Annotated in this window: 25 protein-coding genes and 1 pseudogene; 11 read left to right on the top strand and 15 right to left on the bottom strand. The window is 65.2% G+C overall.

The features are described from left to right. The first annotated feature begins 104 nt into the window (after nucleotides 1–104). The 3 genes from D9601_RS18885 to D9601_RS18875 are packed head-to-tail and all read left to right on the top strand — an operon-like array spanning nucleotide 105 to nucleotide 2,419. On the top strand, nucleotides 105–662 hold the full coding sequence (locus tag D9601_RS18885) for a DsrE family protein (RefSeq protein ID WP_198355589.1): 558 nt from the start codon (nucleotides 105–107) through the stop codon (nucleotides 660–662). A gap of 21 nt (nucleotides 663–683) precedes the next feature. Continuing rightward, nucleotides 684–1,676: a substrate-binding domain-containing protein gene (locus D9601_RS18880; protein ID WP_198355588.1), complete on the top strand. Its 993-nt coding sequence runs from the start codon at nucleotides 684–686 to the stop codon at nucleotides 1,674–1,676. Beyond that, a complete protein-coding gene (locus D9601_RS18875) occupies nucleotides 1,673–2,419 on the top strand; it encodes a substrate-binding domain-containing protein (protein WP_198355587.1) in 747 nt (248 codons plus the stop codon). The genes D9601_RS18880 and D9601_RS18875 overlap by 4 nt, the downstream gene beginning before the upstream one ends. A gap of 29 nt (nucleotides 2,420–2,448) precedes the next feature. Here D9601_RS18875 and D9601_RS18870 read toward each other — a convergent pair whose 3' ends face one another. Further along, on the bottom strand, nucleotides 2,449–2,829 hold the full coding sequence (locus D9601_RS18870) for an ArsR/SmtB family transcription factor (protein ID WP_198355586.1): 381 nt from the start codon (nucleotides 2,827–2,829) through the stop codon (nucleotides 2,449–2,451). Further along, the gene (locus D9601_RS18865) at nucleotides 2,826–3,335 is read right to left on the bottom strand and encodes a redoxin domain-containing protein (protein ID WP_198355585.1); all 510 of its coding nucleotides are present in this window, start codon (nucleotides 3,333–3,335) and stop codon (nucleotides 2,826–2,828) included. The genes D9601_RS18870 and D9601_RS18865 overlap by 4 nt, the downstream gene beginning before the upstream one ends. A gap of 51 nt (nucleotides 3,336–3,386) precedes the next feature. Between D9601_RS18865 and istA the strand changes: the two are divergent. After that, nucleotides 3,387–4,900 (top strand): annotated as a pseudogene (gene istA, locus D9601_RS18860) (IS21 family transposase). Then, nucleotides 4,887–5,615: an IS21-like element helper ATPase IstB gene (gene istB / locus D9601_RS18855; protein WP_093068513.1), complete on the top strand. Its 729-nt coding sequence runs from the start codon at nucleotides 4,887–4,889 to the stop codon at nucleotides 5,613–5,615. The pseudogene istA and the gene istB overlap by 14 nt, the downstream one beginning before the upstream one ends. A 63-nt stretch (nucleotides 5,616–5,678) precedes the next feature. On the opposite strand, the gene D9601_RS18850 is transcribed toward istB, so the two are convergent. Beyond that, the gene (locus D9601_RS18850) at nucleotides 5,679–6,446 is read right to left on the bottom strand and encodes a serine hydrolase (protein ID WP_232474406.1); all 768 of its coding nucleotides are present in this window, start codon (nucleotides 6,444–6,446) and stop codon (nucleotides 5,679–5,681) included. A gap of 63 nt (nucleotides 6,447–6,509) precedes the next feature. Here D9601_RS18850 and D9601_RS18845 point away from each other — a divergent pair, with 63 nt between their 5' ends. Continuing rightward, nucleotides 6,510–6,791 (top strand): hypothetical protein, encoded by a 282-nt coding sequence (locus tag D9601_RS18845; protein WP_150426775.1) that lies wholly within the window; start codon nucleotides 6,510–6,512, stop codon nucleotides 6,789–6,791. Between the two features lie 16 nt (nucleotides 6,792–6,807). Next, nucleotides 6,808–8,577, top strand: a complete 1,770-nt coding sequence (locus D9601_RS18840) for a chloride channel protein (protein WP_229664497.1) — start codon at nucleotides 6,808–6,810, stop codon at nucleotides 8,575–8,577. Nucleotides 8,578–8,673: 96 nt separating this feature from the next. Here the strand turns inward: D9601_RS18840 and D9601_RS18835 are convergent, their stop codons facing one another. From D9601_RS18835 to D9601_RS18790, 10 genes are read right to left on the bottom strand one after another with little or no spacing between them, the layout of a single operon-like run. Next, on the bottom strand, nucleotides 8,674–9,564 hold the full coding sequence (locus D9601_RS18835) for an MBL fold metallo-hydrolase (RefSeq protein ID WP_150426776.1): 891 nt from the start codon (nucleotides 9,562–9,564) through the stop codon (nucleotides 8,674–8,676). A gap of 21 nt (nucleotides 9,565–9,585) precedes the next feature. Continuing rightward, entirely contained in the window at nucleotides 9,586–10,227 is a 642-nt protein-coding gene (locus D9601_RS18830; protein ID WP_188658603.1) for a DsbA family protein, read from the bottom strand. Nucleotides 10,228–10,229: 2 nt separating this feature from the next. Further along, nucleotides 10,230–10,856, bottom strand: coding sequence for a DsbA family protein (locus D9601_RS18825; protein WP_198355583.1), 627 nt, complete (start codon nucleotides 10,854–10,856; stop codon nucleotides 10,230–10,232). Then, nucleotides 10,853–11,632 carry a TlpA disulfide reductase family protein gene (locus D9601_RS18820; RefSeq protein WP_229664496.1) on the bottom strand — a complete coding sequence of 260 codons (780 nt, stop codon included), beginning with the start codon at nucleotides 11,630–11,632 and terminating at the stop codon, nucleotides 10,853–10,855. Before D9601_RS18820 ends, D9601_RS18825 begins: the two co-directional genes overlap by 4 nt. Before the next feature lie 29 nt (nucleotides 11,633–11,661). Continuing rightward, nucleotides 11,662–12,444 (bottom strand): sulfite exporter TauE/SafE family protein, encoded by a 783-nt coding sequence (locus D9601_RS18815; RefSeq protein ID WP_198355582.1) that lies wholly within the window; start codon nucleotides 12,442–12,444, stop codon nucleotides 11,662–11,664. Then, nucleotides 12,441–13,673, bottom strand: a complete 1,233-nt coding sequence (locus D9601_RS18810; protein ID WP_188658600.1) for an NAD(P)/FAD-dependent oxidoreductase — start codon at nucleotides 13,671–13,673, stop codon at nucleotides 12,441–12,443. Before D9601_RS18810 ends, D9601_RS18815 begins: the two co-directional genes overlap by 4 nt. Further along, nucleotides 13,670–14,104, bottom strand: a complete 435-nt coding sequence (locus D9601_RS18805) for a TIGR01244 family sulfur transferase (RefSeq protein ID WP_043060757.1) — start codon at nucleotides 14,102–14,104, stop codon at nucleotides 13,670–13,672. Before D9601_RS18805 ends, D9601_RS18810 begins: the two co-directional genes overlap by 4 nt. Before the next feature lie 18 nt (nucleotides 14,105–14,122). After that, nucleotides 14,123–14,548: a DUF6691 family protein gene (locus D9601_RS18800; RefSeq protein ID WP_043060756.1), complete on the bottom strand. Its 426-nt coding sequence runs from the start codon at nucleotides 14,546–14,548 to the stop codon at nucleotides 14,123–14,125. Beyond that, nucleotides 14,548–14,988 carry a YeeE/YedE family protein gene (locus tag D9601_RS18795; RefSeq protein WP_043060755.1) on the bottom strand — a complete coding sequence of 147 codons (441 nt, stop codon included), beginning with the start codon at nucleotides 14,986–14,988 and terminating at the stop codon, nucleotides 14,548–14,550. The genes D9601_RS18800 and D9601_RS18795 overlap by 1 nt, the downstream gene beginning before the upstream one ends. Then, on the bottom strand, nucleotides 14,988–15,917 hold the full coding sequence (locus D9601_RS18790; RefSeq protein WP_198355581.1) for an MBL fold metallo-hydrolase: 930 nt from the start codon (nucleotides 15,915–15,917) through the stop codon (nucleotides 14,988–14,990). The genes D9601_RS18795 and D9601_RS18790 overlap by 1 nt, the downstream gene beginning before the upstream one ends. 72 nt (nucleotides 15,918–15,989) lie before the next feature. Between D9601_RS18790 and D9601_RS18785 the strand changes: the two genes are divergently transcribed. The 4 genes from D9601_RS18785 to nhaA all read left to right on the top strand — a co-directional run bounded on the left by D9601_RS18785 (nucleotide 15,990) and on the right by nhaA (nucleotide 19,102). Next, the gene (locus tag D9601_RS18785; protein WP_043060754.1) at nucleotides 15,990–16,613 is read left to right on the top strand and encodes a peroxiredoxin; all 624 of its coding nucleotides are present in this window, start codon (nucleotides 15,990–15,992) and stop codon (nucleotides 16,611–16,613) included. Next, nucleotides 16,610–17,020 carry an ArsR/SmtB family transcription factor gene (locus D9601_RS18780; RefSeq protein WP_043060753.1) on the top strand — a complete coding sequence of 137 codons (411 nt, stop codon included), beginning with the start codon at nucleotides 16,610–16,612 and terminating at the stop codon, nucleotides 17,018–17,020. Before D9601_RS18785 ends, D9601_RS18780 begins: the two co-directional genes overlap by 4 nt. Before the next feature lie 28 nt (nucleotides 17,021–17,048). Continuing rightward, nucleotides 17,049–17,594: a DsrE family protein gene (locus tag D9601_RS18775; RefSeq protein ID WP_373284538.1), complete on the top strand. Its 546-nt coding sequence runs from the start codon at nucleotides 17,049–17,051 to the stop codon at nucleotides 17,592–17,594. Between the two features lie 326 nt (nucleotides 17,595–17,920). After that, on the top strand, nucleotides 17,921–19,102 hold the full coding sequence (nhaA, locus tag D9601_RS18770) for a Na+/H+ antiporter NhaA (RefSeq protein ID WP_043060751.1): 1,182 nt from the start codon (nucleotides 17,921–17,923) through the stop codon (nucleotides 19,100–19,102). Here the strand turns inward: nhaA and D9601_RS18765 are convergent. Together D9601_RS18765 and D9601_RS18760 are read right to left on the bottom strand one after the other, a co-directional pair. Further along, entirely contained in the window at nucleotides 19,095–19,832 is a 738-nt protein-coding gene (locus D9601_RS18765) for a sulfite exporter TauE/SafE family protein (protein ID WP_196227749.1), read from the bottom strand. The genes nhaA and D9601_RS18765 overlap by 8 nt on opposite strands. A 58-nt stretch (nucleotides 19,833–19,890) precedes the next feature. Then, nucleotides 19,891–20,607 (bottom strand): sulfite exporter TauE/SafE family protein, encoded by a 717-nt coding sequence (locus D9601_RS18760; RefSeq protein WP_196227750.1) that lies wholly within the window; start codon nucleotides 20,605–20,607, stop codon nucleotides 19,891–19,893. Nucleotides 20,608–20,610 lie beyond the last annotated feature (3 nt).

Raw genomic sequence — 20,610 nt, 5'->3', positions numbered from 1 at the left:
GCGGCGTCCAATCATGATTGCCGATCGGAACGGTCGCCAGAAGCTGTTGGTATTCGACCGAAGCGAAGCATAGCTTCGCGAACAAGAGAGCACAGGAGGCTTAGATGCGGACGATGATGAAGGCGATGATGGCGGGGGCGCTGCTGGCGTCCGCGGGTTCGGCGATGGCAGCGGATATGCCACAGGGGTTCTGGACGACGCCGACGATCCAGGGCTACGGCAAGATCCATTATCTGGCGAACGCGGCCTACAAGCCCGACCCCAAGCAGACCTACCGCATCGTCTTCGCGGTGACGCAGGGCGCGAAGGCACCCGGCGATGTCAACGCCTCGCTCGATCACGTTGCCCGGACGGTGAACCTATATGTGGCGGCCGGTGTGCCGCTCGATCACCTGAAGTTCGTCGCGATCACCTATGGTCCGGCGACGCCGTTGGCGCTCGACGACGCGCAGTATCGCGCCAAGTTCGGCGTTGCCAATCCCAACCTGCCGCTGATCGCGGAGCTGCGCAAGGCGGGGGTCGATGTCGCCGTCTGCGCGCAGGCGGTAGCCGAACACGACTTCCAGTACGATTGGGTCGATAAGCGGGTGACGCTCGCGCTGTCGGGTCTCACCACCGTCACCACGCTGGAGCATCAGGGCTACGACCTGATGCAACTGTGACCTTCGGCAGGGAGACAATCAATGGCAAGCACATGGCGCGCGGCGATCGCCGCGCTGGCACTGACGGTCGCGACCGGCGTTCCGGCGATGGCGCAGGACAAGAGGGTGGAGAGCGTGACCGATCTCGGCGTCTACCCGCCGTGGCAGGAAGGGCGCAACGACGACGCAGTCGATCGTGGCTTTGGCTTCACGATCGCGGATGCCGACAATCTCGCCGACTTTCACGGCAATCCGCAGAACCCGCTGCTGTCGCTCTATGTCGGCGGCAACTACTTCTTCGCGATGGCGCCGCTGGTTGCGGCGTTCGAGGCGAAATATCCCGAGTATCGCGGGCGGCTGTATTGGGAGACGATCCCGCCGGGGCTGCTGGTCCGCCAGATGCAGGCGGGCGGCACCGTCACCGTCGGCAACATGACGTGGACGGTGAAGCCCGACGTCTATCTGGCCGGCGAGAAGGCGGTCGAAAAGCAGATCGAGGCGGGGCTGCTCCAGGGGCCGGTCGTTCCTTACGCCACCAACACGCTGGCCATCATGGTCCCCAAGGGTAACCCGGCTGGCATCAAGGGCCTTGCCGATCTTGGTCGGACGGACGTCAAGCTCGCCATGCCCAACCCCGAATTCGAGGGGATCGCCCGGCAGATCGAAGCTTCGCTGACCAACGCGGGAGGCGCGTCGCTCGCCGACGCCGTCTATAAGACCAAGGTCAAGGACGGCTCGACCCAGCTCACCCACATCCACCACCGGCAGACGCCGCTCTGGCTGATGCAGGGCAAGGCGCAGGCCGGGGTGACCTGGCAGTCGGAGGTCGAGTTTCAGAAGCAGGCGGGACACCCCATTGAGGGCGTCGACATTCCTGCGGCCGACAACACCACCGCGATCTACGCCGGCGCCGTGGCGAAGAATGCACCGCATCCCGAGGCGGCGCGGCGCTGGCTCGCCTTCGTGCGCTCGCCCGAAGGGCTGGCGATCTTCGAACGCTACGGGTTCAAGCCTTATACCGGAGCAATGAAATGAAGGCGGCGCTGCTCGCTTCGCTGGTGATGCTCGGCATAGGCACGCCGGCGTTGGCCGAGACGATCCACGTCTACGGCCCCGGTGGTCCCGCCCCGGCGATGAAGGAGGCGGCGGCCGCATTCGGCAAGGCCAACGGCGTCGAGGTGATCGTCACCGCCGGCCCGACCCCGCAATGGTCCGACGCGATGAAGGCGGATGGGGACGTCGTCTACAGCGGCTCCGAAGTCATGATGAGCGACTTCGTGTCGACCTTCGACGGTCTCGTGCTGCCCAATACTGTCACGCCGCTCTATTTGCGTCCGGCCGGTATCCTGGTCCGTCCGGGCAACCCCAAGCGCATTCGTAGCTTCGCCGATCTGTTGAAGCCTGGCATCAGGATCGCGGTCGTCGACGGGGCCGGGCAGCAGGGCATGTGGGAGGATATCGCGGGCCGCAACGGCGACATCGCGACGGTCAAGGCGTTCCGACGCAACATCGTGCTTTATGGCAAGAACACCGCGTTGGCGCTGAAAGGCTGGAAGGCCGACCCGACCATCGACGCGTGGGTGACCTTCCCGATCTGGGCAAGGGCAAATCCCGGTGTCGCCGACGTGGTGCCGCTGGACGCGAACCGGCTCGTCTACCGGGATGCAGGCGTCGCGCTGACGACGCGCGGGCAGGGCAAGGCCGGTGCGCAGGCATTCGTCCGTTTCGTCGCCGGGCCGCAGGGAGCCGCGATCTTCCGCAAATGGGGCTGGCAGTAAGGCCGTGTCGTCTCGATGGACGCGCGCGATCAGCCGATCCGCGCGAACATCGCGGCTCCGCTGAGGCCCGCAACTTTGCTACTCCCACGGTCGATCCGATCACGGACATGACGGATCGGGTGCACCGCGCTGAACGCGGCGAACAAGGTACGGACCCGCTCCTCGGCGGCATCGTCGGCAATGCGGTAGTGGATTTGGCGCGCCTCGCGACGCGTCACGACCAGCGCGGCCCGGCGCAGCTCGGCAAGCTGCTGGCTGAGCGCGGGCTGGCCGATGCCGGTTGCCTCTTCAATCTCGCCCACCGCCCGCTCACCGTCGAGTAGGACAGAGAGGATCATCAGGCGCTGGGGCTGGGCGAGCGTGCGTAGCCGCTCCACCATCGCATCGGCCTGCGAACGATCGAGGCTCATGTGTCGGGCCTCAGCCGGTGAAACCAGTCCGCCTTGCCGTCGACCGGAAGGGCGGGTGGCGACAATACCTCGTCGCCGGGATGCCAGCCCGCAGGGGTCAGCGCGTCGCCTTTCGACACCCGCTGGAGCGCCTGCACCGTGCGCAGCATCTCGTCGACCGACCGGCCGACGTTCATCGGATACCAGTTGGTCGCGCGGACCACGCCCTCCGGATCGATAAAGTAGGTCGCGCGCACCGCAGCGGAGTCGGTCGCCGCGGCGTCGAGCATCCCGTAGGCACGCCCGACCGCCATCGACAGGTCTTCCACGACGGGGAACGGCACCTCGACACCCGACAGCTCGCGGATCGCGCGCATCCAGGCGACGTGGCTGTAGAGGCTGTCGACCGACAGACCGAGCAACGCACAGTCGATCGCCTCGAACGCCGGCGCTGCCTTGGCGTGTGGATCGGCGTGGAAAAGGGACCCCGGTAGCGGGGTGATCGGCGTCGAAAAGGGACCCCTCATCCCGGTGGTCTAGGCTGCTCGCTTGGCGGTGTGTCAGGCGGCGAGATCGGGATGCTGGTATTGGAGACGGTGTTGAGGATCCGGCGCGAGCACGCGTCGGGGAAGGCCATCAAGGCGATAGCGCGGGACCTGCACCTGTCGCGCAAGGTGGTGCGCAAGGCGATCCGGGCGCCGGAAGCGGACATGGGTTACCGGCGGGAGGTGCAGCCGCTGCCGAAGCTGGGGCCGTTTCAGGCGCGACTGGATGCGTTGCTGGAGGAAGATGAGGCACGGCCGCGGCGCGAGAAGCTGCGCCTCACGCGCATCCACGACCTGCTGCTACGCGAGGGGTTCGACGGCTCGTACGACGCGGTTCGCCGTTATGCGGCGCGCTGGCGGCAGGCGCGGCGTCGCGACGTGATGAATGCGCCGGCGTTCATCCCGCTGCTGTTCCGGCCGGGCGAGGCTTACCAGTTCGACTGGAGCCACGAGGACGTCGAGATCTCGGGCAAGCCGATTGCCAAGTGAAGGTCGCGCATGTCCGGCTGTGCGCGTCGCGGGCAATGTATGTGCGAGCCTATCCCCGCGAGACACAGGAGATGCTGTTCGACGCGCATGCGCGGGCGTTTGCCTTCTTCGGAGGCGTGCCGACGCGCGGCATCTACGACAACATGAAGACGGCGGTGACGAGCGTGTTCACCGGCAAGGAGCGGGTCTTCAACCGTCGCTTCCTGGTCATGGCCAACCATTACATGGTCGAGCCAACCGCCTGCTCGCCGGCGTCGGGCTGGGAGAAAGGTCAGGTCGAGAACCAGGTGCAGACCGCACGCGGTCGCTTCTTCCAGCCGCGCCTGCGATTTACCGGCCTCGATGAGTTGAACGGCTGGCTGGAGGCCGAGTGTCGGCGCTGGGCCGAGTTGCACCAGCATCCCGAGCAGAAGGAACTGACGGTCGCTCAGGCATGGGCAGTCGAACGGGCGGTGCTCCAGCCTGTTGTCGCACCCTTCGACGGCTTCCACGAGAGCGAGCATGCGGTAAGCGGCACATGCCTCATCAGCTTCGACCGCAACCGCTACTCCGTTTCTGCCAGGGTGGTGCGACGTGCCGTTCAGGTCCGCGCCTATGCCGACCGCATCGTCGTGCGCTGCGACGGGGAAGTCGTCGCCGACCATCCCCGGTTCTTCGGCCGGGACCGGACCATCTACGACCCGTGGCACTATCTGCCGGTGTTGGCGACCAAGCCGGGCGCCCTGCGGAACGGCGCGCCGTTCCAGGGCTGGGAGCTGCCGCCTGCGCTGGCACGACTGCGGCGCAAGCTTGGCGTCGGTGACGATGCCGACCGGCGGTTCGTGCGGGTGCTGGCCGCGGTGCTCGACGACGGACTGGAGGCGGTGGAAGCGGCCGTGCGCGAAGCATTGCTGGCCGGCGTCGCCAGCGACGACGTCATCGTCAACATCCTGGCCCGCCGGCGCGAACCGTCGCGACCGCTGACTATTGTCACGCCAGAAGATCTGGCGCTGCGCCATCCGCCCCGCGCCGACTGCAACCGCTATGACAGCCTGCGAGGCCTCCATGCAGCGGCATGAGATGATGACGGCCATGACCGAGTTGGGGCTGAAGGGCATGGCTGGCGCTTTCGACGAGGCGGTCACTACCGGTCTCCAGCGCAAGCGCACGACCATGGAGGTCCTGACCGACCTGCTGCGTGCCGAGGCGACGCACCGCCATGCAGCCTCGGTCCGTTACCGGATGTCGGCCGCCAGGTTACCCGCGGTGAAGGACCTCGACGCCTTCGTCTTCGGCGACACTCCCATCAACGAGGGACTGGTGCGCTCGCTGTACAGCGGCTCGTTCCTTCCGGGCCGACGCAACGTCGTGCTGGTCGGTGGAACGGGTACCGGCAAGACGCATCTTGCCACCGCCATCACTGCCAATGTGGTACGCGCCGGCGCCCGCGGACGCTACTTCAACACAGTGGACCTGGTGAACCGGCTCGAGGAGGAAACGCGCCTTGGCAAGGCCGGCACGCTGGCGGCCCAGCTCTCGCGCCTCGACCTCGTGGTGCTCGACGAGCTTGGCTACCTGCCGTTTGCACGCTCGGGCGGTCAACTGCTCTTCCACCTCGTCAGCAAGCTCTACGAGCAGACCTCCGTCATCGTCACCACGAACCTCGCCTTTGGCGAGTGGCCGACCGTCTTTGGCGACCCCAAGATGACCACCGCACTGCTCGACCGTATTACCCACCACTGCGACATCGTCGAAACCGGCAACGACAGCTGGCGCTTCAAACATCGAAGCTGACGCCTGGGGCACCGGCAAAGAACGCTTCGCGCTGGTTGCGCCTCCGGTCGGGCTACGCCCGCCCTACGCCGCAACCAGCGCGAACAGTGCGCCCATCATACCCGTCACGCTGCTCGACAAAGGGGGTCCCTTTTGCACGCCGATAGGGGGTCCTTTTTGGACGCCGATTGACACCCCGGCCCATTCGGGTCGCCACTCCAGTCCAGCGGTACGGGCCTGCAATTGCCGCTCGCCGGGACCGAAGCGGACACCGCCAATCCCCTTGTCGCCAAGCAGTCGATTGATGATGGCGGGACCGCCGATGCGCCACAAGAGTACGTCGCTGGCGGTGTTGTCGCTGCGCGCCATGGCACCATGCAGCAAGTCGGCGATGGTGGTCTTGTAGCCGGTCTTGCCGACCAGCGTCCGGATCGGTTGGTGGAAGACGGTCAGATCGGCGCGGGTGACTGTCACCGGATCGGTCAGCGACAATCGCTGTCGATCAACTGCATCCATGACCCCGATCGCGACCCATAATTTGCTGACGCTCTGTTGGGGGCGCGGGATGTCGCCTTCCCATGCGGCAACCCAACCTTCGTCGATGTCGCGGACGCTGATGCCCACTTGGCCGTTGAAGCCTGCTCCCAGCGCCTGGATGGTATTGAGCAGGCCGGCAGATGGCTGTGGCCGGGGTTGCACCAATTTCGGCGGTATCCGGACGGGTGTGGTCGTCTGGACGGTGATCGGTACGGATGCGGGTGGCAGGGGTTGTCGTCCGGCCGGAACGCATCCGGTAACCACGGTCAGACCAGCAACGATAGAGAGACGACGGTACAGCGAATCAAACGACAATGAGGCTTCCCTTTCCGAGCCTTCTAATGGCCTCCTCAGGGAGCGGAACGGAAGCAAGGAGCCTTGGCCGCGCATCGCGCTCGGCTTGCCGCACAAACTGTTCCGGATGCGCTGCCGAAGGACAATTCGACCAAGAAGGATAGTCCGGACAAGAGCTTGGGGCTAACGGGGACCATGCGTCTTCCCGGCTCTCCTCTCCTCGCGCCGCTACTCATTATCACCCTGCTGATCAGCTTGACCGCTGCCGCCTGGACAGAGACATGGGCGGGTTCGGTTGTGCTTTGGACGCTCAGCGGTGCCATCGCCCTGATTGTGTTCGCGGTGCTCCTTCGTGATGACGACTAAAGGCGCACGGCGCGACATGCGTGATGACGATGGCATGAGGCTGGACGTCACAGCACTGCGAATGGCGGCGTCATGGTTGCGCCGAAGAGTGCGTGCCAGCGAGGCGTTCCTTATCCTTCTGGCCGTTGTAATCGGCGGTGCTGCCGGTCTGCTGAGTGTGGTGCAAGGCGCGATCGCCCGGACCATACAGCACCTGCTATTCGCGCTGCCAAGCGGACAGCGCCTGAGCTCGACGCCGGCGATCCCCGCCTTGGCGCTCCTCGCGCTGCCCCTCGGCGGTGCCATCCTGGCGCTGTTCTCGTGGGTCGTGAAGGCGCGAGCCCGGAAGATGGTCGACGCGGTGGAGGCCAATGCTCTGCACGGCGGTCGCATGTCGTGGAGCGACAGTCTTGTTATCTCCGGCCAGACGATCATCTCGAACGGCTTCGGCGCCTCGGTCGGCCTCGAAGCCGCCTATGCGCAGCTTGGGGGGCTTGTCTCATCGATCGCGGGCGGATGGTTCAGGCTGAGACGCGCCGACCTTCGCGTCCTCGTAGGGGCCGGTGCCGGTGCAGCCATTGCAGGGGCATTCGGTGCACCGCTGGCAGGTGCCTTCTACGCGTTCGAGATCGTCATCGGTGCCTACACACCCGCTGCGATCGCACCCGTTGCGGCAGCGTCGCTATCCGGCGTGCTCGTGGCACAGGGCTTCGGTGCGCAGCCTTACATCGTCGACGCGACGGTCGGCGAGCAGGTTCAGACCCACCATTACCTGATCTACGCCGGCCTCGGCGCCATCGCCGCGGCGATCGGCATCCTGCTGATGCGCGCCGTGGCCGATGTCGAGGCGCTGAGCCGACGCCTGCCGATCCGCGCCTCGTTGCGACCCATCATCGGAGGGGTGCTGCTTGTTCCGCTGGCCTGGCTAACACCCCAAGTCCTGTCGGCGGGTCACGGCGCCCTTCACATCGATCTGGAGTATGGCGTGCCGCTGATGATCCTGGCAGCCATTCTCGTTCTGAAAAGCGCGGCATCGATCGTATCGCTGGCCTTCTGTTTCCGAGGCGGACTCTTTTTCGCATCGCTCTTCCTCGGCAGTCTTCTGGGCCAGCTCTACGCGGGTGGACTGGGTTGGCTTGCAGGGCATCCGCTGGTCGATCCTACTAATGCAGCGCTGGTGGGGATGGCGGCGCTGGCCGTTGCGGTCGTCGGGGGCCCGATGACGATGGCGATGCTGGTGTTGGAGGCGACGCACGACTTCTCCCTCGCCGGCGCGACCATCGCCGCTGGGCTGGTATCGTCGACGATCGTACGCGAGACGTTCGGCTATTCCTTCTCGACGTGGCGTCTCCATCTTCGTGGAGAAACCATCAAGAGTGCCCGCGACGTCGGTTGGGTTCGCACGCTGACCGCCGGACGGATGATGCGGAAGGTAGAGCGGGCGACGCCCGCCCGGATCACTGTCGCCGAGTTTCGACGGCTTTTCCCGTTAGGATCGACGAGCCGGGTCGTGGTGATCGACGATCAGGATCGTTACGCTGGGATCGTACAGACGGCCAGCGCCTTTGCTGAGGGTGTGTCGACAACAGACGCGGTCGGAACGCTCGCGATCCACAGGGAGCAGGTTCTGGAGCCTGACGAAGGCATCAAGGAGGTCATGACAGCGTTCGATACCGCAGGAGCCGACGAAATGGCCATTGTCGCCGGTGACGGCAAAGTCCTCGGCATTCTATCGGAATCCTATGCCCGACGACGCTATGCCGAGGAACTGGACAAGTCTCAGCGCGAGATGTTTCGCGAGGATTGATATTTGACCACGACGAGCTGATTTGCTCGTCGCAGTTAGAAGGAGAGAATGTCAGGAGCGTCCGGTCCGCTATCAGACGCATCGCGGCAGACCGGACTATTCCGCAGCTGGGCCGAAGCGGTTCAAAGGCACCTTGAGGAAAGCCGTCCCGCACGCCTCCGCATCGGGGAGCCGGCCGCCACGAATGTTGACCTGAAGCGCAGCGAGCATCAGGTCGGGTAATGGCAGCGAAGCGTCGCGCTTCTCGCGGGTCGCCACGAACTCCGCCTCGTCTATGCCGTCGCGCACATGGATGTTGTCTCGGCGCTGGTCCGCCACGGTCGAGCGGCCGACTACCTCGCGACCGTCCTTGCCGTAGTCATGCCCGACATAGGTGGCGGTTTCAGGCGAGAGGTCGAGGATAGCGCGGATCGAGCGCCAAAGCGCGTGCGCGTCCCCGCCAGGGAAATCCGCCCGGCTCGTGCCGCTGTCAGGCACCATAAGGGTGTCGTGAACGAACGACGCGTCACCCACGACATAGGTGATCGAGGCGAGCGTGTGGCCGGGCGACAGCATGACGTGCGCGTCGAGCGAGCCGATCCTGAACTGCTCGCCATCGGCGAACAGGCGATCCCACTGGCTGCCATCGACGGGCAGGTCGGGCAGGCAGTAGATGTCCTGCCAAAGCTTCTGCACCTCTATGACCTTGGCGCCGATCGCGGTTTTGCCACCTGTCTTTTCAGCAAGGTACGGAGCAGCGGAGAAGTGATCGGCGTGGGAATGGGTATCGAGTACCCATTCTACTGTAAGACGCTTCGCGCGCACATATTCGAGGATCATATCGGCATTGTCGGTTGCGGTCGCACCGGCGCGCGGATCGAAATCGAGGACCGGGTCGATAATCGCGGCGACCTTCGTGGCCTCGTCAACTACGACATACTGGAAGCTGCCGGTGCGCTCGTCATGGAGTGACGCGATCGTCATGCCCTTGTGATTATACTCGATCATGTTTCGTATCCTCTCGCATCGTCAGCTTTCTTCCCGCGCACGCGCGAACAGCCGTTTGAAATCGCCGGTGTCGATCGCGCCCATCACCAACAGGCGACCGGCAAGATAACCCGGGGTGCCGGCTAGCCCGATCGAATAGGCTTCCTGACCGTTCGCCCGCAGGCGGGCTGCGACAGCGTCAGCATGGGCCGCAAGCCAAGTCGTCGCGCGCAGCCAGTCGCCGCCAGCGCGCATCACGACGTCCCGCAGCATTGCGTCGTCGATCGTGCGGCTGTCCGTCATCAACGCACGGTGGACGACTGGGTAAATCCCTTGCTCGGCGCACGCGAGCGCCACGCTTGCGGCACGTTCGGATGGTGGACCGAAGATCGGCCAGTCCTTGTAGATGACCCGCACCTTGCCGTCGCGCTGCACAGCCTCTTCCAGCGCGGGAAACCCGTGACGGCAAGCCGGACAACGATAGTCGCTGAACACGGCAAGCCGGAGCGTAGCGTCGGCAGGCCCGTCCTCAGGCGAGCCATTGCCGGCCAGGATCAGGTCAGCGGTCGGCCCGACGTCGCGCCCGATCGGGGCGGTACGCCACAGAACCTGCCCGACTGCCCAACCACCCACGACCACCGCGCCTAAGCCGGCAAGCTGTCTCCGATTGAGCGGCCCGGGCATGGTCAGCGCGCCGCAGGTTTTTTGCGCGCTTCCGCGACGAGACGATGCAACGTCGGGAGATCGACAGCACCGGCGACGACCTGCGAGCCGACGATCAACGCCGGCGTTCCGTTGAAACCGATCGCTTGGGCGATGCTATCGGTGCGCGTGAGCAGTGCGTCGATTTCGGCGCCACGCGTCTTCAAATCGCGTTGCAGACGGGGCCAGTCGACCCTGGCTTTGGCAGCCGCTGCCTTGACGCCCGCGCTGTCGAGCCGCGCCGGCGAGGTCATGAGGGCCTCGTGAAAGGCGGCATGCCTGCCCTGCCATTGGCTCGCGACGGCCGCGCGTGACGCCTCACGCGAGGCAGGTCCGAAGATCGGCCAGTCCCGGTACACGACCCGTACTTTCGGGTCGGAGTGAAGCAGGGCGTTCAGCACCGGCTCCATGCGACGACAATAGGGGCAGTTGTAGTCAAAGAACTCGACCACCGTGACATCATAGGTCTTGCCCGCGCGCGTGGGAGCCGCGGGATCATCGACGACGGACTTGCGCGACAGATCGGGCTGCTGGGCCATGAGAGGCGTGATCGGTGCGGCGAAGGCAAGCGCAGCCAGGAGGCCCCGCGACAACAGGTTGCGACGGTTCATCGGTGTTTCCTTGCTAATTCGATTCCATCGGCGAGGGCAGCGCGTGACAATTCGCCGAGCTGGAGCTGCACGATCGTGCCGTCGCCTGCGACGAAAGCCGTTGCGGGATATCCCACCACCTTCAGGGCTTGGGAAAGCCCGCGATCGGGGTCGAGCGCGACATGCCGCGCACCGACACCTTCACGGTCGAGAAAGCCGCTGACGATCGCTTGTGCCTCGCCCTGATCGGCAAGAAGGATCGGGACCTCGCCAGGGCGCGATGCAACCGCATCGAGCATCGGCAGCTCACGCCGGCACGGGCCGCACCATGTCGCCCACAGGTTGACCACGAACGGCCTGCCACGGAGGCGATCAAGCGGAAGCGGAGCGCCGGACGGGGTCGTCAGGTTGAAATGATAGGGGAACGGGCCGTAGGTCACGGGAGGCATCAGGGCCTGAAGCGAGAACCAGAGGCCACCCGCAACAGCCAACGCTCCCCAGCCTGCCGCCAGCGCGCTTGAGCGGCCAAGCCGGGTGGCCAGCGTCGCCGCAGCGCCGAGAAGCCCTGCGACGGGGGAAAAGCCGCCCTTCCACACGGCAAGGATGGACAGCGGAGCGTCGGCGTAGCTCGACCAATGCGCTGCGACGTAACCGGTCCGCGCCGCGACCATTCCAGCGACGATGGCGCTGGTTGCGGCTGCCGATACGCGAGGGAAGCGGAACCGACCGGCCAGCGTCGTGAGGCCAAGGAACACGACGATGCATAGCACAGCAAGCCCGCGATCGACGACCAGCATCAGCGGCCCGATGGCAATCGCACCCCCCATCAGAGAAACGCGGCCGTGCTCTTCCAAATCATATAGGCCGCCACCACGAAGATCAGGACGGCGAAGACCGTGGTGAGCGTGCCGCCGGTGCCGAGGCGCTTCGCGATCCGCGTGCCGATCAGGCCACCGACAACCCCACCGGCGATGAACACGAAAGCGAGCGGCCAGTCCACCAGACCGGAAAACGCGTAATTGGCGGCCGTCGTCAGCCCGAACGCGGTGACGGCGACCAATGACGTGCCGACAGCGTTCAAAATCGGCATGCCCGTCGACCCGATCAGGCCGGGGACGATCAGAAAGCCCCCGCCGACGCCGAAGAAGCCCGAGAACAGACCGGTGCCGAGGCCATAGCCCAGCACCTTCGGTGCCTTTTCCCGGTTGCACTCCGCTCCCGGGCTACCCGTGTCACCCCGCCCGCGCAGCATCAGGACGCCGACGACGACCATGACCAGCGCGAACAGGAATAGGAGCTTGCCGCCGTCGACGGCCTTGCCCGCAGTGGAGCCGAACAGGGCACCGATGACGCCGGCGGTCGCATACATGCCGCCACAGCGCCATTTAACGGTGTGCGCCCTTGCATGACCGATCAGCCCGGTTGCAGCGTTAGCGGCGACCGCGAACGCGCTCGTGCCGATGGCGAGGTGGGCGTTGGGCACGCGCACCAGATAGACCATGAGCGGGACAGCGAGGATCGAGCCTCCCCCGCCGACCAGACCGAGGGTGAAGCCCACCAGGCTGCCCGACAGCGCGCCCAGCAGATACTGGATCGGTTCGAGGGTCATGCCGCCTTGCCGATCTCATGCGGAGCCGCCATCCACTCATGGCCTTTCAGCATGCCCTGCCAATAGATCGGGGGCAGCATCCGCTCCTTCAGGAACCAGGCCGCGCGCGTCGGGCGCGTGCCGTTCAGCAGCCACGACGGAAAGCTGGGGAGGAGTTTTCCACCATAGCCGAACTCGGCAAGGACGATCTTGCCGCGCTCGACGGTAAGCGGGCACGATCCATAACCGTCATAGTCGGCGACTGGGGCTTTACCATCGAGTGCGGCGAGCGCGTTGACCGCCACCACGGGTGCCTGCTTGCGGGCTGCCGCGGCCGTCTTCGCATTGCTCGTCCCGGCAGCATCGCCCAAGGCAAAGACGTCGTCGTACCGCTTGTGGCGCAGCGTGGCCTCATCGACCTCGACGAAGCCGTTTGCCGCCGCGAGCGGACTTTTGGCGACGACGTCATGCGAAACCTGAGGCGGCACGACGTGGAGCATGTCGAACTCGCGCTCGACCCGCTCGCTGACGCCGTCCCGCTTGTGCTCGAACGTGGCAATACGCCGATCGGCGTCGACCGCGACTAGGTTGGATTCGAGCCTGAGGTCGATCCCGTACTTCCCGACATATTCCATCAGCGCAGGGACGTAGGTCGCAACGCCGAACAGCGCCGGGCCGGCGTTGTGAAACTCGACGTCGATCGCTGGAAGAACACCGTGATCGCGCCAGATGTCGCAGGACAGGTACATCGCCTTTTGAGGAGCGCCGGCGCATTTGATCGGCATCGGCGGTTGCGAGAACAGCGCGCGTCCCCGCTGCAATTCCTGGACAAGCTGGCAGGTGTAAGGTGCCAGATCGTAGCGGTAATTGGACGTGACACCGTTGCGGCCGAGTGCTTCGGGAAGCCCGGCGATCTTTTCCCATGCGAGGCGCAGGCCGGGGGCGACGATCAGGACACGGTAAGCGATCGTATCCCCGTCGCCCAGGGTGATCGCCCGACGCTCGGGGTCGATGGCAATCGCAGGCAGCCGGATCCATTCGACGCCCTTGGGCATCACGTCGGCTTCCGCCTTGCGGGTCTGTTCGGGGGTGAAAACGCCCGCCCCGACCAACGTCCAACCGGGCTGATAATAGTGATCTTGGGCCGGATCGACGACCGCGATCGACACTTGGGCGTTGCGCTTCAGAATGCTGGCGGCCGTTGCGATACCCGCGGCTCCGCCTCCAATGATGACGATGTCGTAGGTCATTTGCCGGCCTTTCCGGAACGGCGGGCGAGCGCCGACTTCAGATCGGCCAGATCGTATCCGGCTGCCTTGGCCTGACCGATGATCGTCGCCGGATCGGCGTGATCCGCCTCCGCCAGCGCCCATAGGGTGGCCGCCCGCGTGCCGCTTCGGCAGAAGCCGAGCGTCGGCCCCGGCAGCGAGGCCAGCGCTTCCTTCATCCGGTCCGCATCGGCATCGGTCGCCTTGCCCGGCACGATCGGGACATGGGCGAACCCAAGGCCATGTTCTTCGGCGATCCGGGCCATTTCGTGCGCGCTCGGCTGCCCTGGCTCCTCGCCATCGGGCCGGCTCGAAATGATCGAGTGGTATCCTGCCTGTGCGGCAGCAGCGACGTCATTTCGGGTAAGTTGGGGAGCAGCCGAGAAGGACGATGTGATCTTCTTGAAGGCCATGTGACGTCTCCTATCCGGTCACGCCGAACGGCGTGGGGTGAGTGCGAAGCAGTGGATGGCTGCGCCGAGCGCCATTGCAGCGATGAAGAGCAGCGCGGGGGCAGGCTGGATCGCGAGTGCGGCGATGGCAGGGCCCGGGCACAGGCCGACAAGGCCCCAGCCTATGCCGAACAGGGCGGCACCGCCGATGAGGCGCGCGTCGATCGGCGACGTGGCGGGCGTATGGAATTGCTCGGCGACGATCGGCGTGGAGCGCCGACGCACGATGAGCCAGGCCAGCGCCATCGGCAGGATCGCTCCGGCCATGACGAAGGCGAGGGTCGGGTCCCAGGCACCGGCGACGTCGAGGAACGCCCGCACCCGCGCAGGATCGATCATGCCGGACACGGCGAGGCCGGCGCCGAACAGCGTGCCGCTCATGAGCGAAAGGAGGCTCTGGCGCATCACGATACCACTCCCGCCAGACGCATGAGGGTCACGGTGGCGATACCGGTCGCCATGAACGTACCCGTCGCAACGATGGACCGCGGCGACAGGCGCGACAGGCCGCAGACGCCGTGACCGCTGGTGCACCCCGCGCCGAGCCGCGTACCGATCCCGACGATCAGCCCGGCGACGGCGATCAGCCCAAGGGATGTCGGGAAGCGGGCTTCCACATCCACATCGGCCGCGGCCAGCGCCGCACCCAGCGGCAGCCCTGCCGTGAAAAGCAGTGCTGTCATCCAGGGAGCGCCCCCTTCGGAGAGGCCGAGGACACGCGCGAACATCCCGCTGACCCCGGCGATCCGACCGTTGCCCAGCAACATGATCGCCGCAGCGACACCGATCATCAGGCCACCGATGAAGCCGGCAAGCGGCATGGCATGGGGAAAAAATTCGGGCATCACAGCGCATCCAGTGGAATCTTGAGGTAGCGGGTGCCGTTGGCTTCCGGCGCCGGCAGATGGCCGCCGCGCATGTTCACCTGCACCGACGGCAGGATGAGCTTGGGCATCGCCAAGGTGGCGTCCCGACTGGTGCGCATCGCGACGAAGTCGTCTTCGTTCACCCCTTCGTGGACATGGACGTTGCCGACGCGCTGCGCGCCCACGGTCGTTTCCCAGACATACCGGTCGCGACCCGCAGCCTTGTAGTCGTGGCACAGGAACAGTCGCGTCTCGTCAGGCAACTGCATCAGCCGGCGGATCGAGCGGAATAGCTGGCGCGCATCACCACCGGGGAAATCCGCGCGTGCGGTGCCGTAATCCGGCATGAAGAAGGTATCGCCGGTGAAGACCGCGTCGCCGATGACATAGGCCATGTCGGCGGGGGTGTGCCCCGGCACATGCAGCGCGATGGCCTCGATGTCGCCGATCGCAAAACGGTCGCCATCGTCGAACAGGCGGTCGAACTCGGAGCCGTCGCGTTCGAAGTCGGTTCCGGCGTTGAAAATCTTGCCGAAGACGTTCTGCACGCGAATGATCTCGCGGCCGATCGCGAGCTGACCACCCAGCACCTTTTGCAGATAGGGCGCCGCAGACAGGTGATCGGCATGGGCATGGGTTTCGAGCAGCCATTCGACCGAGAGGCCGTGCTCCCGCACATATGCGATGACCGCGTCCGCTGATGTCGTCCCGGTGCGGCCTGCCGCGGCGTCGAAGTCCAGGACGCTGTCGACGATCGCCGCCTTCCGCGTGGCAGGGTCCCAGACGACGTAGGTCGCGGTGTTGGTCGGCTCATCGAAGAAGGAATGGACAATCGGCGCTCCTGCCGCCTTCGCACGTTCAATCTGCGCAACTGCCTTGTTTAACGCCGACTCCACGATCGTCTCCATTTATTGATTTCATGGTTTATGTAGTTGTATAATCTGCTTGCGTCAACGGGCTGCCCGTGCCATCTGAAAAGCATGGAAACGATGGATGCAGACGTACCGCGCTCGTTGCGCATCGGGGACGCGGCCCCGAATTTCATTGCCCGCACGACGCAGGGCGAGATGTCGCTCGATCAGTATCGTGGTCGTTGGGTCGTGTTCTTTTCGCACCCGGCTGATTTCACGCCGGTCTGCACCAGCGAGTTCGTGGCCTTGGCGAAGGCCGCACCGCAATTCGAGGAGCTGGATTGCGTCCTGCTCGGGTTGTCGGTCGACAGCCTGTATTCGCACGTCGCCTGGTTGCGCGCGATCAAGGATGTCTTCGGTGTAGAGGTGCCGTTCCCGGTCGTCGAAGACCCGTCGATGGCGGTGGGTTACGCCTACGGCATGCTCGACGAACAGGCCGGCGACGCCTCAGCCGTCCGCGCGACTTATTTCATCGATCCCGAAGGCATTATCCGTGCGCTCAACTGGTATCCGATGAACGTCGGGCGATCCGTCGACGAGATGCTCCGCACAGTCAGGGCATTGCAGCGTTCGGCCGATGGGCAAGCCTATACGCCGGCCGACTGGCAGCCGGGTGATGATGTCCTGCTGCCGCCTGCCTTGCCGGGTAGCGCCGGTGACGACTGGTTTCATCAGTTAAAGGCCGATCGATGACAGCGATCCATCAATCCCGCGCGATCGCCGATGCGGCGGTCGAAAAGCTGCGCGTGTTCGCCCAGCCTCAGCGCCTCATGATCCTGTCCTATCTGCTCGGCGGTGAGCGTCAGGTTGCGGACATAGAGGCTGCTACCGGCGTGACCCAACCGGCCCTCAGCCAGCAGCTTGCCGAGCTGCGCCGCGCCGATCTGGTGAAGACAAGACGTGAAGCCAAGCAGGTTCACTACCGGCTTGCCGATGACGCAGCTGCACTGTGCGTGCGCACGCTGGAAGCGATGTTCGGCGCTGACGATACAGCCGTGGAGGAAGCAGCTCCCGCTCCCCGTCCGGCGCGAGCGCGCGGGGCGTCGGTTGCCGCGCGGCCGCGAAACATGGGCGCGGCCGTGTTTGCGAGGGTCGGATGATCATTCCGGTTGTGGAAGGAAAAATGAGATGCGGCTTCCCGTTATCGCAGTTGCAGGATGCCTTGCCGTCATGAGCAGTGCCGGGTCAGCGGGAGGCACCGCTCAACAGCCCGTGATTGCCGGCTATGGCAAGATCACGCCGGTAGAAGGCGCGGTTGAGCGGCCGGACCGCTCCCTGCGCTATCGGGTACTGTTCAGCGTGACGAAGGCGGCGTCATCCCCCGACAAGGTCAATCCCTCGCTGGAGAAGGTCGCGCGCTTTCTGAATCTGCTCGGCGCGGACAACGTGCGGCCAGCACAGGGAGATGTGGTCGTGATCGTCCACGGCCCGGCGACACCGATTATTGCTGAAAATGGGGCGTATGCGACGAAAACCGGCGCTGCCACGAACCCTAATCTTGCCCTGATAGCGGCGTTGAAACGAGCAGGCGTGTCCGTTCGGGTGTGCAGCCAGGCTCTGGTCGGGAACGGGATTGCCCCTGCTGAGGTCGACAAGGTCGTCGAAGTCGATGTGTCGGCGCTTACGACGATGGCGACGTTGCAGATACGCGGTTGGGCATTGATCCCGGACTGATCGCTTTCACACTGTCCCGAAGCGCGATCGATTCCGAGAACGTCCCCTCGTCTCGTTGGCCGTTCCTTGGTGGGACGAGCGATAAGACCTCGGATACCGATCGGATGTCGACCGCCTGTTTGATGATAGCGGCCGCTGCAGCTCTCATGGGCCTGCTTGGATCGTTTCAATTGTACGATGGGCTCACGGCACGACATGACGTTGCCCTGATGATGTGACGATGCGATAGCTCTCCCCGGGTGTTCGCCGCCATATTCGGAGGTGGGCAGGTTCTTACGCTGGTCGGGCCGCCAGCGTCCGAATTCTCACGTCCGGATACCCTGTTGATGAGCCATGCCCAATCGCACCCCAGTGCGATCCGCCGTTTTCTCGAAGCACAGTCATCAGCCGGACTGGTTCTCATGGCCGCCGCGGTGGTTGCGCTCATCATCGCCAACTCGCCTCTCGGACCGGGTTATGCAGCGATGCTGCACGCCTATGTCGGGCCGCTGTCGCTCGAACACTGGATCAATGACGGTCTGATGGCGGTGTTCTTCCTGCTCGTCGGGCTGGAGATCAAGCGCGAGGTAGTAGACGGCCAGCTCTCGACATGGCCGCGGCGCGTCCTGCCGGGCATCGCAGCCGCCGGCGGCATGATCGTGCCCGCTCTTATCTATCTCGCATTCAATGCCGGACCGACCGCGGCCGGATGGGCGATCCCCGCGGCGACCGATATCGCCTTCGCGCTGGGCGTCATCGCACTGCTCGGTAATCGCGTGCCTGCATCGTTGCGCGTGTTTCTCGCGGCGCTGGCGATCATCGACGATCTCGGCGCGGTGCTCATCATCGCGCTGTTCTACACGGCCGACCTCTCGTTGCCTGCACTAGCGGGGGCGGGAGCGGCGCTCGCGGTTTTGATCGGGTTCAACCTGTTCAAGGTACGACGCCTGTCGCCCTATCTTCTCGTGGGCATCGTTCTTTGGGTACTGGTTCTGCGCTCGGGCATCCACGCGACGCTCGCCGGTGTCATGCTGGCCTTCACCATACCGATGGAGCGCACTCCCGGTCGATCCGACCATGCCTGCGTCAGCCCGCTGCATCGACTGGAACATGCCCTGCATCTGCCGGTGAGCTTTCTGATCGTTCCCGTCTTCGGGCTGGCGAATGCCGCGGTGCCGGTGCTGGGGCTCCCGCCGAGCGCGCTGGTCGCGCCCGTCACGCTCGGCGTCGCGGCAGGATTGCTGCTCGGCAAGGTCGGAGGCGTCTTCGGCTTTGCGTCGATCGCGGTCAGGCTGGGGCTGGCCGACAGGCCCGCACATGCGGGGCGGCTTCAGATGCTCGGGGTAGCGCTCCTGTGCGGCATCGGGTTCACGATGAGCATCTTCATCACGCTGCTCGCCTTTCCGAGCAGTCCCCTCCTCCAGGCGGAGGCCAAGATCGGTGTTCTTGCCGGCTCGCTGATTTCCGGTCTGCTCGGCTATTTCACACTGCGATGGGCCAAGCGTGATTCCGGGGGCAACGTCAGGTGAGCGCCAGTTTCCCGGCTGCGATCAGAAGGACAGCGCCGAGCGCCTGAAGCAGGCGCCGGGAATCGAGCTTCGACACACCGAGCCGGGTGCCGATCAGCGCGCCGAGAAAGACGGCCACGACAAAGATCGGCAACTCGCGCGGCAACCGGCCGACCGACGTGAGGTTGTCAAGCAACCCGGCGATCGAGACGCACAGGATGAAGGCGGCCGACAGTCCCGACGTGCGGCGCGGCGTCTCCCAGCCCAGGAGCAGCACGAGCGGACTGAGGAATATGCCGCCCCCTGTCCCGGTCAGCCCAGACAGCGCGCCGATGCCCGCTCCGGAGAGGATCGCGATTCCATGGCGAGGCGGCACCGGTTCCGGCGCTTCATGCTTCGACGGCCACAACAGGCGGATCGCGGCAAGCAGCAGCACGGCCGCGACGATCGGGCGGTAGATGTACCCCGGCAGATGGAGTTGCCCTGCCAGATAGGCGGCCGGGATCGCGCCGATCACGAACGGCAGCAGCAGCCTTGCATTGAATTGCCCGGCGCGCACGAAGCGCCAGGTCGTGAAACTTGCGACGAGAATGTTGAGGATCAGCGCGGTCGGGCGCATCGTCTCGGCGGGCAGCGAGAACAGCGCCATGATCGCCAGATAGGCCGATGCGCCGGCATGGCCGACCGAGGTGTAGAGTGCCGCACCCGCCATCATCAGAAGGGCGAGCAGCAGTACGGTGGAGGCATCCATCGCACGGACTTTCGGATAAGCAGTGACGGGATACGGCTATTGCGCCGATCCCCTATTGTCAGCCCATGACGATCATCTGCACCGCGATCAGTGCGAGCAGGACCATCACGAATTGGCGAAAGCGGTCGACGGGCAGTCGCTTGATAAGCGAGCGCCCGGCCCAGGTGCCGGCGATCATCGCGAGGCCCATCGCAATCGCAAGGGGCCAGAAAGCCGGTCCAAGATCGATCGTCGCGCCATAAACGATGGTCTTGGCACCGTGCATGGCAATGGCCGCAGTCGCATCGCTCGCAACATAGGCGAGCGGGGGCAGGCCGAGGCTGAGGAAGACCGCGGCGCCGAGCGGTCCGGCACTGCCCACAAGGCCGGATAGCAGGCCGGTAATGCCACCCCCGACGACCAGAACCCGGCGCGATGGCTTGAACGCGATCATACCCGTCGCCTTGAGAACGACGAGCAACAGGATCGCTCCACCGACCAGGCGAGTGACGAGGCTGGTCGGAAGTGATGCGAAGGACAATGCCCCCAGCATCGACAGCGGAATGGCCGCCGCGAGAAACAGCAAGACCGGGCGCCAGCGTATCTGCTGCCAGTTCATGACGGCACGGGCACCGTTACCGATGATCTGGATGATCGTCAGCAGCGGCACTGCTTCGGTCACGCCGACGACTTGGTTGAGGAGCGGCAGGAGCAACAATGCGCCTCCGAAGCCCGCAGACCCCGAGATTGCGGCTGCAACGAACGCACCCAGGACGAGTAGCAAATAGTCAGTCATGCG

Origin of the sequence: Sphingomonas sp. MA1305 (assembly GCF_016107325.1) — a bacterium.
Taxonomy (GTDB): Bacteria; Pseudomonadota; Alphaproteobacteria; order Sphingomonadales; family Sphingomonadaceae; genus Sphingomonas.
This window is presented reverse-complemented; position numbering and strand designations above follow the sequence as displayed.